Annotated in this window: 15 protein-coding genes and 1 pseudogene; 10 read left to right on the top strand and 6 right to left on the bottom strand. The window is 64.0% G+C overall.

Translation table 11 applies throughout. From position 1 onward, the window contains the following. Positions 1-2: 2 nt before the first annotated feature. The 3 genes from CH296_RS27035 (at position 3) to CH296_RS27025 (ending at position 1,370) form a co-directional block, all read left to right on the top strand. Complete coding sequence (locus CH296_RS27035) at positions 3-365, top strand: hypothetical protein (protein ID WP_143546433.1); 363 nt, start codon at positions 3-5, stop codon at positions 363-365. Positions 366-368: 3 nt separating this feature from the next. Next, positions 369-926, top strand: a complete 558-nt coding sequence (locus tag CH296_RS27030; RefSeq protein ID WP_094686083.1) for a hypothetical protein — start codon at positions 369-371, stop codon at positions 924-926. A gap of 111 nt (positions 927-1,037) precedes the next feature. Further along, positions 1,038-1,370 (top strand): hypothetical protein, encoded by a 333-nt coding sequence (locus CH296_RS27025; RefSeq protein ID WP_094686082.1) that lies wholly within the window; start codon positions 1,038-1,040, stop codon positions 1,368-1,370. 50 nt (positions 1,371-1,420) lie between these two features. Here the strand turns inward: CH296_RS27025 and CH296_RS27020 are convergent, their stop codons facing one another. Further along, entirely contained in the window at positions 1,421-1,708 is a 288-nt protein-coding gene (locus CH296_RS27020) for a hypothetical protein (RefSeq protein ID WP_256980588.1), read from the bottom strand. 132 nt (positions 1,709-1,840) lie between these two features. After that, positions 1,841-2,257: a hypothetical protein gene (locus CH296_RS27015; protein WP_256980587.1), complete on the bottom strand. Its 417-nt coding sequence runs from the start codon at positions 2,255-2,257 to the stop codon at positions 1,841-1,843. Positions 2,258-2,350: 93 nt separating this feature from the next. On the opposite strand from CH296_RS27015, the gene CH296_RS27010 reads away from it, so the two are divergent. From CH296_RS27010 to CH296_RS26990, 4 genes are all read left to right on the top strand, one after another. Further along, positions 2,351-3,343: an IS110 family transposase gene (locus tag CH296_RS27010; RefSeq protein ID WP_094686129.1), complete on the top strand. Its 993-nt coding sequence runs from the start codon at positions 2,351-2,353 to the stop codon at positions 3,341-3,343. 261 nt (positions 3,344-3,604) lie between these two features. Then, positions 3,605-4,747: a lipase family protein gene (locus CH296_RS27005; RefSeq protein WP_094686081.1), complete on the top strand. Its 1,143-nt coding sequence runs from the start codon at positions 3,605-3,607 to the stop codon at positions 4,745-4,747. 594 nt (positions 4,748-5,341) lie between these two features. After that, a complete protein-coding gene (locus CH296_RS26995; RefSeq protein ID WP_094686079.1) occupies positions 5,342-5,767 on the top strand; it encodes a hypothetical protein in 426 nt (141 codons plus the stop codon). 120 nt (positions 5,768-5,887) lie between these two features. Beyond that, positions 5,888-6,901, top strand: a complete 1,014-nt coding sequence (locus CH296_RS26990) for a hypothetical protein (protein WP_094686078.1) — start codon at positions 5,888-5,890, stop codon at positions 6,899-6,901. Positions 6,902-7,220: 319 nt separating this feature from the next. Here CH296_RS26990 and CH296_RS26985 read toward each other — a convergent pair whose 3' ends face one another. From CH296_RS26985 to CH296_RS26965, 4 genes are all read right to left on the bottom strand, one after another. Beyond that, a complete protein-coding gene (locus CH296_RS26985) occupies positions 7,221-7,556 on the bottom strand; it encodes a CopG family ribbon-helix-helix protein (protein WP_094686128.1) in 336 nt (111 codons plus the stop codon). A 445-nt stretch (positions 7,557-8,001) separates the two neighbouring features. Then, on the bottom strand, positions 8,002-8,670 hold the full coding sequence (locus CH296_RS26975) for a DnaB-like helicase N-terminal domain-containing protein (RefSeq protein WP_143546431.1): 669 nt from the start codon (positions 8,668-8,670) through the stop codon (positions 8,002-8,004). Positions 8,671-8,720: 50 nt separating this feature from the next. Continuing rightward, positions 8,721-8,954, bottom strand: a complete 234-nt coding sequence (locus tag CH296_RS26970; protein ID WP_094686077.1) for a glutaredoxin family protein — start codon at positions 8,952-8,954, stop codon at positions 8,721-8,723. Between the two features lie 623 nt (positions 8,955-9,577). Then, entirely contained in the window at positions 9,578-9,964 is a 387-nt protein-coding gene (locus tag CH296_RS26965) for a hypothetical protein (RefSeq protein ID WP_094686076.1), read from the bottom strand. 571 nt (positions 9,965-10,535) lie between these two features. On the opposite strand from CH296_RS26965, the gene CH296_RS26960 reads away from it, so the two are divergent. From CH296_RS26960 to CH296_RS29815, 3 genes and pseudogenes are all read left to right on the top strand, one after another. Further along, positions 10,536-11,195, top strand: coding sequence for a helix-turn-helix domain-containing protein (locus CH296_RS26960; RefSeq protein ID WP_094686075.1), 660 nt, complete (start codon positions 10,536-10,538; stop codon positions 11,193-11,195). A 13-nt stretch (positions 11,196-11,208) separates the two neighbouring features. Beyond that, positions 11,209-11,871: an enoyl-CoA hydratase/isomerase family protein gene (locus CH296_RS26955; RefSeq protein WP_094686074.1), complete on the top strand. Its 663-nt coding sequence runs from the start codon at positions 11,209-11,211 to the stop codon at positions 11,869-11,871. Further along, positions 11,868-12,345: pseudogene (locus CH296_RS29815) on the top strand (hotdog fold domain-containing protein); the annotation flags it as partial. The gene CH296_RS26955 and the pseudogene CH296_RS29815, both read left to right, overlap by 4 nt. Positions 12,346-12,421 lie beyond the last annotated feature (76 nt).

Genomic DNA, 12,421 nt, shown 5'->3' with positions numbered 1-12,421 from the left:
GCATGGCGTCGACACAGGCTCGGATGACTGCGCGTGCTCGGGCGCGGGCGGCGCAGCAGAAAGCGCTCGCGGACCGCAAGCGCCGGGACGAGGCGAACATGGGTTCGTTGACGGCGTTCTTCACCGCCGCCGAGCAGATCGACGCCGCGACGCTGGCGATGGCGCGCGCGCTCGACGACATCCGTGCGAGGGAAGGAACACTCGGCGCGGCCGCGTCACTCGCCGGGATCACGACCGGAAAAGCACGCAAACTACTTGCCGTGCTCGCCGCCGCCGACACGGAGTCGACAGAGGATGCAACGACGAGCAAGGCGGCGACGATCGACAGCGTCACGGAAGTCGAGCCCACCACGAGCCGGGGGTAACCGGTGAGCGCTTCGGTGATGCAACTGGCGTTGTTCGGCGACGCCACCGACGCCGCTGCGCCGCAGCCGGTGTCTCGGATTTGGCGACCATTACAAGGACCGCTGACCGCCAAGACGGTGGCGCGGTTCTGGATGAAGGTTGTCAAAACTCCGACGTGCTGGTGGTGGCGTTCAGCCGTCAGTTTCCCTGATTCCTATGGGAGGTTCACCTTCACCGACGGTGTCAGTCCACGGACGCTTTCGGCGCACCGGTTCGCGTTGTTGCTCGAATACGGCGACCTCGAAGATGGGATCGTCGGCGAACACGACTGCGACGAGACACTGTGCGTGCGAGTGGCCGACGGTCACCTCAAACGCGGCACCCAGTCGGCGAACCTCGCGCACGCTGTTGCCGTCGGCCGACATATCGGACCGACACCGGCAGGCGGGGATCAGCGCGGACGCTATGGGCGCGCGGTCGCGATCCGCGACGCGCTCCAAGACGGATACGACGAACCAAGGCTGCTGGCCGCTCTCGCCGGTCACAGCTTCGGCGCGCAAGCACCGCCGACGCTGTTCTGAAAGCGGGCGCGACCGATCAATGTCGGTGGCGCACGGTACGCAGTGATCCATCAGGCTCGGGCCGCCCGCCGCACCGGTGAGAGCAGTCCTCACACGAGAAGGACTTACAAGATGACGCTCTCCTCGCTCTTCACCGACGACGTCGGCCCGCTCCCCCTGCTCGCCATCGCCGGTGCCGGATTTCTGATCTGGTACGTGCGGTACCTCGGTGAGAACGACCCCGGATGGAAGGGGTTCGTGGCGAACATTCTCACCGTCATCGGTGTCGGCGCATACCTCGTCGTCCTCGCTGTCGTGTTCTCCACGTTCATCGCAGTGATCGGCGCGTTCATCGCGGTGATGCTGTTCATGCTTCCCCTGTTCGCGCTCGGCGGTTCCAGCGGCGTCGCCGACCGACCCCGCCGTGGATACCGCTGCGACCCCTACGGCAACGACTACTACTGACCGCCCGAGCGCACCGACGGATCCGCACGCGGTTCACAGATAGAGCAGGTTCATTCCCCTGTGCCGTCGAACCGTTCGAGGCTGTCGAGGACGCCGTTGAAGTTCGCGGTCCGGCACCGTCCGAGGCCGACGATGAGCGCGAAGTTGCCGTCGAGGGTGACCAGATACGACGGGGCGCAGCCGTTGTCGGGTGAGACGTGTTCGCGGGCGTCGAGCAGGGCGTAGCGGACGGCGTTGGCGGCTGCTCTCTTGGCGCTGGCGAGGTCCGGTTCGGCTCCGGATGCGGTGAGGATCTCGGGGTTGTTTTCGGGGCGGGTGGTGACGGTCCAGGTGATCATCGTCGGTGTTCCTTTTCTCGCGCTGTCGTGGGCGGGCCGCGACCGCCATTGTCGGTCGGGTGTGGATGGCCGGCGAAGCTGTGGATAACGACGTTCGGCCCCGCGGTGCGGGGCCGAACGTGTTGTAACAGGTCAGGCGTTGTCGAATGCGTCGAGGATTTTGGTGGGGTCTCGGCGGAAGCGGCCGCCGTCGACGAATACCCCGACCGCAGTGCGGTGAACGCGGCGCAGCTCCTCCATGAGGGTGTCGTAGCCGACGCGGTCGGTGATGCGCCAGGTGATCGGGCCCATGTGCAGGTCTGCCCAGTGGACGGTGCGGCGTTGTTCGGGGACGTAGCGGCTGTGCGCGACGACGGAGTGTTCGGGGCCGCCGAGCCAGACGACGGATGTCGCGGAGGCACCGAATTGTGTGCCGGGTTGCGCCCGGTGGGGGGCGTGTCCGTCCACGCCGACGAGTGAGCTTCGGACGGAGGCGAATCCGGCGATGAGGTCGCAGACGGCTTCGGCTCGGTGGAAGGTCATCATCACGTGCCCGAACGCGACGATCATCTGCGCTTCGTCGGTCGCGGCCGCGGTGACGGTGCTAGTGGCGGTCTATGGGCCCGGTGACGATGGCGGTGGTGTGGTGTGGTGTGGGTGACGATGACGGTGGTCCGCGCGTTCTGCGCTGCGCTGGCTCGGCGGCTGGGGCGGGTGTTGTTGCTGCTGCGGCGCTGTTGCTGCGGCGAAGGAAAGACCGACGCAAAGGATGCCGCGATCATCGCCGATCAGGCCCGAATGCGCCACGACCTGCACACAGTCCGGATACCGGACGAGACCGCAGCTGCGCTACGTATCCTCACTGGCTACCGAACCGATCGCATGCGCGACCGGACCCGCACGATCAACCGGATTCGAGCGCTGCTCAGCGAGTTCTTTCCTGCTCTCGAACGTGCGTTGGACTTGTCGAATGCGAAAGGCACGCTGATTTTGCTGACCGGCCATCAGACCCCCGACGGTATCCGCCGTACCGGGCGATCAAGGTTGGAGACCTGGCTTCGTAAGCATGGTGTTTACAACCCAGCAAAGGTCGCCGAGGTAGCGCTCGATGCTGCACGCGCACAAAGTGTCCGGATCACCGGTCAAAACGTTGCGGCCGCCACCATTGCGCTTTTGGCGCGGCAAGCGCTCGACATCCTCGCCGAGTTGACGGCCCTCGACAAACAGATCACCGAGGTTTTCGGCGGGCATCGGTACGCGGAGATGCTCGAATCGCTGCCTGGTATCGGTCCACTGTTGGGAGCGGAATTCATCGCCGCCACCGGCGGGGACATGGAGTCGATCGGCAGCGCCGACCGCCTGGCCGCGTTGTCCGGTCTCGCACCGGTTCCCCGCGATTCCGGGCGCATCAGCGGGAACCTGCACGGACAGCGGCGGTACGACCGCCGGTTGATGCGAGTGTTCTACATGTCCGCGCAGCTCAGTATCCGCTCATCGCCGGACTCGCATGCCTACTATCAGCGCAAACGAGCGGAAGGGAAACGCCATACCCAGGCCGTGGTCGGGCTCGCCCGACGCCGCGCGAATGTCCTCTGGGCGATGCTCCGCGACGAGAGAGTTTATGCCGCTACCGGAACCGAGTCGATGGCCGCCTGAACCATCTTTCGCACCGTTCCGCAGTCGATGCGACGCGGTGCGCACCCTGCCATCCAGGCCTCGGTGCGCGAAACCCTCTGGAGGTCTTTTCGCGTAGCCCGAGCAGATCTGCGGGCAATTCGATGCGATCGCCGAACCCCCTGTGCTGGAATTGGACTCAGTCCTTCCAGGCCGATGCCTACGCACTCACCATGTATATTCCCGCACAGGGGCGCGCTGACCTGCGTTCCTCACCCTCCACCGTCGATCCCGAAGGAAGACATGTCGATTCGATCCACGCTGATTCTGTCGACTGCTGCAGCACTGTTCGGTGCCGCAGGATTGTTCACTCCCATCGTCGATGCAGCACCGTCGAGATCCATCGATCCACTCCCACGATTGATCGACGGAGCCGCCGAGGGCTATTCAATCTCCTACCCAACTATCGACGAACACGGACGTCCTGCAATTGCTCGCGGACAGGTCTACCTCCCCGCCGGCCCTCCCCCATCAGGCGGGTGGCCAGTCGTTTCGTGGGCCAAGGGCACCGTCGGCGTCGGTGATTCATGTGCCATGAGCATTGCACTCAGCGACGGTGACGCCGAAGACGATCCACTGGCCGTCGAATTGTCGAAACCCCTACTCACCCAACTTCTCCGGAGCGGTACGGCCGTCGTCTCGACGGACTACATCGGACTCGGAACCACCGATGCCCACCACTATCTGAACAGCATCTCCGAAGCGAACGCCGTCACCGACATCGTCAGCGCAGCCGCAGACGAACTCCCCGAACTATCGCGCACCTGGGTCGCCGCCGGACACTCTCAGGGCGGCGCGGCCGCACTCACCACCGGAGCTCGCGCCGACATCTACGGCGAACGGTCGGACTTTCGCGGGGTGACGTCGTTCGCACCCTCATCGAACCTCGAAGCCGTCCTTCCGCTGCTATCTCCCACCACTCCCCGCATTGCAGCACTCGACAACATCACGGCAACGCTAATCTACGTCCTGTACGGGCTCAGGGATTCTCGTCCGGACCTGGACGTGAACAGCTACCTCAGCGAGCTGGGGCGCGACTATCTGGCACAGGCCGTAGGCCGTTGCATCAGCGACCTACGACAGAAGGTCAGCGGTGTTGCACCACAACAACTCTTGACTCGATCATTGTCCGACCCCGCCATGGCCTCGGCTCTCCGCGACTATCTGGCGGTACCGACCACCGGTTTCACACGGCCGGTAGCCATCGAGCAGGGACTGGCCGACACCGTCGTGCCGCCGGCACTGACGACCGCCCTCGCTGCGGAACTGGTGGCACATGGAGTCCACGACGTGACCTACCTGCCCGTGCCCAACGCCACTCATTACGACATCGTCGCCGCAACGGTCGGCGACGCCCTGCCCCGAATCCTCGGCATGCTGCGCTGAACTGCACCACGCACACCTGCTGACAATTCGTCAGAGGACCAGCCCACAACTGGAGTTAAGAGGAAGTGAAAAGCCGACCGCACCCGTCACGTTCAGTTGACAATCCCTATTAAGAAGCCACAACGTCACAGAGATTGATTTCTTCGATGCTGATGAAGCGCAGCGGAGTTCGATTCGACGGCGGCCCGCAGGGTCGCGTATGGCCCGCCAGGGCCTGCCCGAGAACTGCACCGGCCATCACCGGCGAGACGCCCGACGCCGACGGGGTTCGGTGCTTCTGCAGCGCGGTGTGGGGTATGGCTCGCCCGGTGACTGTGAGGGAGCGACGAAACGGAACCACGCTCGGTGTCGCGGTAGCTCCGATTTTTCGGTGTGTCCGCCGGTGGTCGGGTGTGCGGTTCCGGTCTGGGCGGATTCGGTGTGGATCGTTTATACTTTCGATCAAGTTCGAGCGTCGATGAGGGTCACGTTCGAGCGCGCCCCACCCGTACCGATCCACCCCGCACTACGCCTTCACGGCGCTGCGGGCTGAAGCGATCGGTGCCTGTCCGATGGGGATATCCGCGCACCGAAACTGGAAGGCCCTCACTTCTGATGTCCATCACACCCACGGTCGACAAAGACACCGTCATCGCCCGCGCGCGCGCCGCGATCGAGAACCGCACCAAATACATCGAGTCTCTCTTCGACGCCGCCCAAGCGTCCGCCGCCGCGCGCGAGAAAGTCGCCGAGGCGTCCCGCGCGGCCGATCGCGCCGCCGCCGAACACGCTGCCGCGTACAAGGACGCCATCGACGCCGGGTGGACAGCTGCCGAACTCACCGGCAGTGGTCTGACTGCACCGACACCGGTCGGCAAGAAGCCATCCAAGGCCTCCGCCAAGCGCAGCTCCGGTCGCGCCACTGCGCGCCGCCGAGTCGGTGCCGAGAACACCGCCGGCCCCGACCGGCGACACGACGATGCGACCGCGCCGACTGCACCCGAAACGCCGAGCGAACCTCAGTCCTCGCCCGCGCACTGACACTGCTGCTCTCGCACCGCCCGCGCGCCGGCATCGGTCGCGGATCCCCCGTGCCCTCGCAGGCTCGAAAAATCTCCTCGCGTGCGGGCGCACACCCACACCCTCGAAGGACCACTTGCCATGAGCCAGCCTGGATTTAACGTCGAAGTAGCCTCCCTAGATCGCCGCGGCGACCCCGGTTTCGTACATTTCCGCGGCGCGTTCTACACCTCTCGTTCCGCTGCACAGTTCGCACTCACCCAAGCCTCAGCACTCTCGGACACCCGTGAGGTCGACACCGTCTCCGTGGTTATCGACGCAGTCGGCGAGGGAACCTCTCGCCGCGATGTCGAGTTCATCGGCACTCCCGGTGAACTCGCCGCCGAGCTGACCGCGCTCCCGGACTACAAGAACGGTGTGCTGCGCACCGTCATCCCGGCACCGAGGGATGTCACCGCAGCCGTCGCCGCTGTTGTCGACGCTTCGCCGCCGTTGCCCGACTCTGCTGTCGACGGTCCCGACGCGCTCGCGGTTCTGGACGTGGAGGTGTATTCCACCCGTCCGGGTCCGATCCCGAACTCGCGCACCGAGGTCGGCGCGTACATCCCCGAGGACGCGCACCGCATTGCCGAGCAGCTCGCGGCCGACCTTGGCGGGACGATCGAACCGATTCGCAACGACACCGTGCTGCGCGTGACCCACGAAGCCAATGTCTCGGACACCGACCGCGTCGCCGTCGACCGATTCTCCGGGGTCCAACGGATGCGGGCGAACCTGTCCGTCCTCGATCCGGTGGCCGACGCGGAATACATCACCGCCCTCGCAGCCGACCTGGAGGAACTGCAAGCGCGGTCGACGCCGGCCGCGCGCGCCGACAACACGGCGGCTGTGTCCGTGCCGGTATCGGTGTCGAACGCGGTCGATGTCGAACGCGGTCGATGTCGATGCCGAGCGTGCGTCGACGCGTCCGCGCGGGTTGGTCACTCCCCCGCCAACACGCACACCCAGCGCTGCGCGGGCTGCATCGCCGACGCTGTACACCGCACCGGCACCGATACATACTGCGGCGATATCGCGGTCGGCCGATCACGGTCTCGGGTGACCACCAGCCAGCACATCGCACCGGCCCCGACACAGGTGAGCGACCGCCACTGACACCGCTCGCACTGGACGAGAACGGCACCCACACAATCGACGTGTGGTGCCGTTCTTTCTGTTCGGGCTCGGGCGGGGACTTTTCGCGCGGTCAGTGCTGCGGGTGCGGCGCGGTGTCGGGTGCACCGAAGATCCCAGCCGAGCGTGCCCGTACGGTCAGGCGGCGGCGTTCGGCGTCGGCCATCTCATCGGCGTGGAGGTAGTTTCATTCCTGCAGCGCATCGAGATCGAGTATGTCGGCACCGACGTGTCCGCACCGCACCACCACAGGTACGCCCCGATTGGAGAGCGCACTTCAGCGGTGACGACACCGGGGCGGTCACGCGTTCGCGCTGTGCGCGTCGGCGTACTCGGCGACTGCATCGCGCAGTACCGCTGATCGGCTGCGCCCTTGTTGCTCGGCGATCGCGTCGATCCGTGCATCGAGCGGCTTGGGTAGCCGGACCTGGCGTACCGGGGATTCACTGCCGGGTTCGGCATCGGGGTCCAGCGACGGGCGTCCACCGACACGGTCGAGCAGCGCCCGACCCGCAGCGGCGGCCTCGCGGCCCCGTTTCGCTGTGGCCGACTTCGTGGGCAGGGTCATTTCGTTCTCGGCCCAGTCGGACAGGGCGTCGTAGTCGGTGCCCGCGTCGGGCTTGTCGGAGTTGCTCATCATGTTCACCTCTGGTCGGGGTAGCGGTCGTGCGGTAGAGCTGGTCGTGTCGAACCCGGACGGCGACGGGTCGTTCAGTCGTCCATCCGGTCGAGATGCTTTCGCCGTGCTTCCATGACGTGGAAGACGACCATGTCGCGCGGCGGGATCATCTCCACCATCACCTCCAGCAGCGGACCTCCGAGTGTTCGAGGTGGGCCGATGAACAACGTCGGTTTCGCGTGCCCGGGGACTATCGGTTCGTCGAATTCCTCTTCGACGTAGTACGCGTTTCATAGTGCGTGCAGGGCGTCGTCATGGTCGATTCCGTGCTTGTCCGCGCTGTTCGCCCACCTGATCCCCATACAGGTAGTGTACTACAAAACATCAGGTTGTGTAGTACACAACCCTGCGCCGAAACAGCAACCGGGCCCAGAGCGTCAAGATATCTTGACACTCTGGTTCGTCAAGATGTCTTGACGCTTGGCTGGCCGCAGGGTGATCCGCCCATCCGTGTCGGTGGTCGTGATGGTCGCTGCTGTCCTCGAAAGGCGTTGAGCCGCTTCCATAGTGCGCGTTGAGCGCGGCCGTACTCGACGAGATGATCGAACAGGTATTCCTCCGGCAGCTCTTCTGCGGCCTGGACGATGGCCGCTGCCACGGTCCGGTAACTGCGCCGGTAGGACTGGGAAAGCACGATGTCGGCGTAGTGGGTGGCGGTGAAGCCGTCCGCTCCTGCGGTGATGACCTCGTTCAGGCGGCGGAGCAGGGGTGCGTCCTTGGCTCCGCCTGATCCGGATCGCATGAAGGCTGCGGTGACGCTCGCCGGGTCGTAGGGTTCGCCGGCCGCGACGAGAGCTGCGATTACGACGAACAGTCGCCGGTAGGCGACGGTATCGAAGTCGTCGCCGGTCACGATCGCGGTGATGCGCTGGTCCTCGGTGGACACTCCCCCGGTGTGGGCGCTCCACATCAGAGCGCACAGCAGCAGTGCCTCGGGGTCGGTGGCGGGTAGGTGAGCTGCGCTCCAATCGTCGACGGCGGCGACATCATCGTCGGCGACGGGGGTCAGGCCGCGCGGATGGATGCGAGTGGGCTCGTCGTCGGGCGCGGGGACTGCGCTCAGTGGCGTCATCGGGTCTCGTTTTCGCAGGCGATCTCGGACAGTGGTGACAGAATGACAGGTCAGGCAGCGGCGAACTTGTCGAGCGCCTCGATTTGGAAGCCGGACCAGTGAGTGTTCTCGTCGACGACCACCACCGGCATCTGGCGGTAGCCGAGTCGGTCGGTGACGAACTCGCGAGCGGCGTCGTCTTCGGTCACGTCGACGGTCTCGTATTCGATGCCGTGCTTGTCTGAACGTCGCTTCGTTTGATCGCAGCTGTTGCATTTCGGCTTCGTGTACACAGTGATCGACATGAATAGCTCCTGGTAAGAATTGCTCCGCTAGGTCCAATTCTAGATCAATACGCCCGAATTCGCTATAGATAAATTTGGCGGAAATACTTCTGATGCATTGCCGCACTTACTTTTGCATCGACACTTGACCCGAAACGACAGAATGTCCCGGATATGAAACTTTCAATATTAGTTTGGGCGAAAAGTCGATACCCGATTCCGATTTCGATTTCGATGAATAGACAAGCGATTCCTGGTGTGTTTCGAGAACGCCTGCGTGAAGTAGAAACAGAACGCCGCCAGAGCAGGGTGCTCGACGGCGGCGTGCAGAGTGGCGAACTGTTCGGGTGCGACTGATGAGAGGCTGCGGGCCGGACCCCATGCCCACCGGTTCAGGGTGGTGGTGACTCTTCCTCGCGTGTTACGTCACGGGGAGACTGCGGACGGTTCGGTGACGTCGTTCATCGTTTCGATCCTGTTTGTGAGACGTCGTTCGTTGGCGCGCCGGTTGCAGCGACGTCCGTGTCCGCGGTCAGTCGTCAGGTCGGAACAAACTGCGGGTGTCCGTGAAGACGTGTGCCGAGACAATGAGCTTGCGGACCATGCGAAACCAATGGTTGCGTTACAGCATCATCGGTTCACAGTCAGGCGGGATCGAGCGGCTTGGTGGGGTTCTGCACCGGGGACCGGAGGTTGTAGGTGTCGTACCACTGCTGCGCGGCTTGCTTGCTCATGCCGAGGATCTCGCCGATCTTCGACCATGGCAGCGGCCGCTCCTGACTCCGGAGGCGTCCGATGATGGCGTAGCGATCCGCGATCATCGTCGAGGCTAGGAACGCGTTGATCTCGAGTGCGTCGACGTCGGAGACCGCCTCGTCCATTCGGCGCTCGGAGTTCTTCACCCAGCTCGCAGCATCCTTGCTTCCCTGCTCGCGCACCATCTCCGCGAGTTCGACATCGAGCAGCGCGGCCTTGTATTCGACATACAGTTCGGTCAGCTCGGGCGGGGTGAGGACCTTCTCAGATTCCATAGCGTCAACATATCTTGACGATTCTAGTTTCGTCAAGATATGTTGACGATCGGGTGAGCTGCCCGTATGTGACGAAGGCATGTCCGAGGCCCCCGCCGCATGGTTGCGGCGGGGGCCTCGGATGCGGCCTAGTCAGAAGCCAAAAACTGATCCGGTGGGGATCGTTTCTGCGCAGCAAACGCGCCGATGCCGAACGGCTGTCCGCGCAAACCACCTCCCTAGGCTTTCCTGACTTCCCGGACGGATCGGCATTTCACCCGTGAAACGGACCTCCGGGGTGACAGGCCGCCGGGTTTGACGTTGAGATGTCTAATAATCGACCGCACAAAGACGGCGTAGACACGCACTCCACCCCGTTGCATGACTTCGCGTCGAGGATCCACTGCCACGGTGGCAACGTGGACCGTAACGTCACCGTCAGGCCTGCCATGGGCAAGACCCTCGATTCCTGGTAGGGCAGCTTGCCGGCAGCGACCCGCTCTCCATCACTCACACGACCTGAGAGCTTGGCCCTGATCGGCGGAATCGTATCGAGCAAGTAACAGAGCTTTTGCTCTGCTATTATTGGACTATGCCACGCCCGCGTATCCACGATCTCGATAACCTGCTGGACGCTGCCGAGAAACTGGCCGTCGAATCCGGAGCAGCTGCGGTTACTGTCCGCGCTCTGTCGGATCTGACGTCGGTGTCGAACGGGGCGATTTATCACGCTTTCGGATCGCGCGCCGGTTTGGTCGGGAGCGCTTGGCTGCGCGCGGCCAGGCGGTTCCTCGACCTGCAAGCCGCAGCAGTCGATGCCGCCTTTTTGGATCGGGAACCTTCCGGCGACGCGGCCGAGGCAGTCGTCGCAGCAGCCGATGCCCCGGCGAAATTCCTGATCGCGTCTCCCGTCTCGGGCCGGTTCTTGCTGACAGTGCGCCGCAGTGAACTGCTCGGCTCGACCGAGATACCCGACACCATTGCCGCGGATCTGCGCACGCTCGACGCCTCTGTTGCCGATGTGCTGCGGCGCTTGTCGCACGCGATGTGGGGACGCGCCGACAGAGAATCGGTGCGAGTGATCAGAGATTGCGTCGTAGAGCTACCTGGTGCCTTACTTCTGCGGGGTGCGCGGACCCCGGACCCAGCAGTCCGGGAACGGCTGGCCGCTGCGGTCCGCGCGATCCTGGCACTTCCCCTACCCGAATCATCGAATACCCCTGCAGCACTTAACCACCTGGCACACCAATAGAAGGGCACCATCCATGACTGCATCTCTAGAACTCCGTAGCGATATCGCTGTACTGACCCTCGGCGACGACGAGAACCGCTTCTCACCCGAATGGCTGGACACCGTCGACGCCCACCTGACCGAGATCGAAACCACGGCTCGTGGGTTGGTCACGGTCGGGTCGGGCAAATTCTATTCCAACGGACTCGACCTGGAATGGCTCATGTCGAACGGTGATCGCGCCGAGTGGTACGTCGGTCGGGTCCAAGCCTTGTTCAACAGAATTCTGACCTTCCCGCTCCCCACCGTCGCTGCTGTCAACGGCCATACCTTCGGTGCGGGTGCGATGTTCGCCATCGCACATGACTACCGCCTCATGCGCGAGGACCGCGGCTACTACTGCTTCCCCGAAGTCGACATCAACATCCCCTTCACCCCCGGAATGGCGGCGTTGGTCCAAGCGAAGCTTTCCCCTCAGACAGCAACGACGGCAATGACGACAGGGCATCGCTACAGCGGCGCCGACGCCCTCGCCGCCGGGTTGGTCGACGGCACCGCCGCCGAGAGCGAACTGGTCACAGCTGCGATCGATCGGTTGACACCCATCGCCGGTAAGGATCGCGGCACGCTGGGCGCGATCAAGACCACCATGTATGCGTCGGTAACTGCAGCATTGAGCCAAGGCCGTGCCGCATGAGCACTGTGACCGCACCGATCGGGGCGAATCTTCAGATCTGGACAAACTGCAGCGGTTGCCTTTTAGAATTGAATCTTCACCCAAGCCCTGTGCTTCAAGGCCCCGTATTTCCGCACCGTCCATCCGCTGATAGTGGAGATGCGGCCGGGATTGTGCCGGGTGCAGGCCCCGAACCGACGGGGCGTGCGTAACCACCTCGGTAGCTACCACGCGATCGCCTCGTGCAATATGGCCAAGCTCGCCGGCGGTATAATGACCGACGCCACCGTCCCCGCCACCCACCGATGGACCCCCATCGGAATGACCGTGGAGTACAAGGCCTGAGCCACCACCGCCGTCACCTCGGTCGCTCGACTCGACACACTGCCCGAGTTCACCGACGAACCCACCGAACTCGTTGTTCCCGTCGACGTCCTCGACGCCGACGGAAACGCATTCGTCACTGCGCGGATCACCATGCATGTGTCGAAAAAAGCCTGCATTGTCAGCAATGCCAGAACATTACGGACCGCCACAGCCTGCCACCGAGTAGTCGTTCGCACCTTCCGTC

This window comes from Rhodococcus sp. 14-2496-1d (genome assembly GCF_002259365.1).
In the GTDB taxonomy this organism is placed as follows: Bacteria; Actinomycetota; Actinomycetes; order Mycobacteriales; family Mycobacteriaceae; genus Rhodococcoides.
Note: the sequence above shows the minus strand (reverse complement) of the source record. Positions and strands in the feature narration are given on the sequence as shown.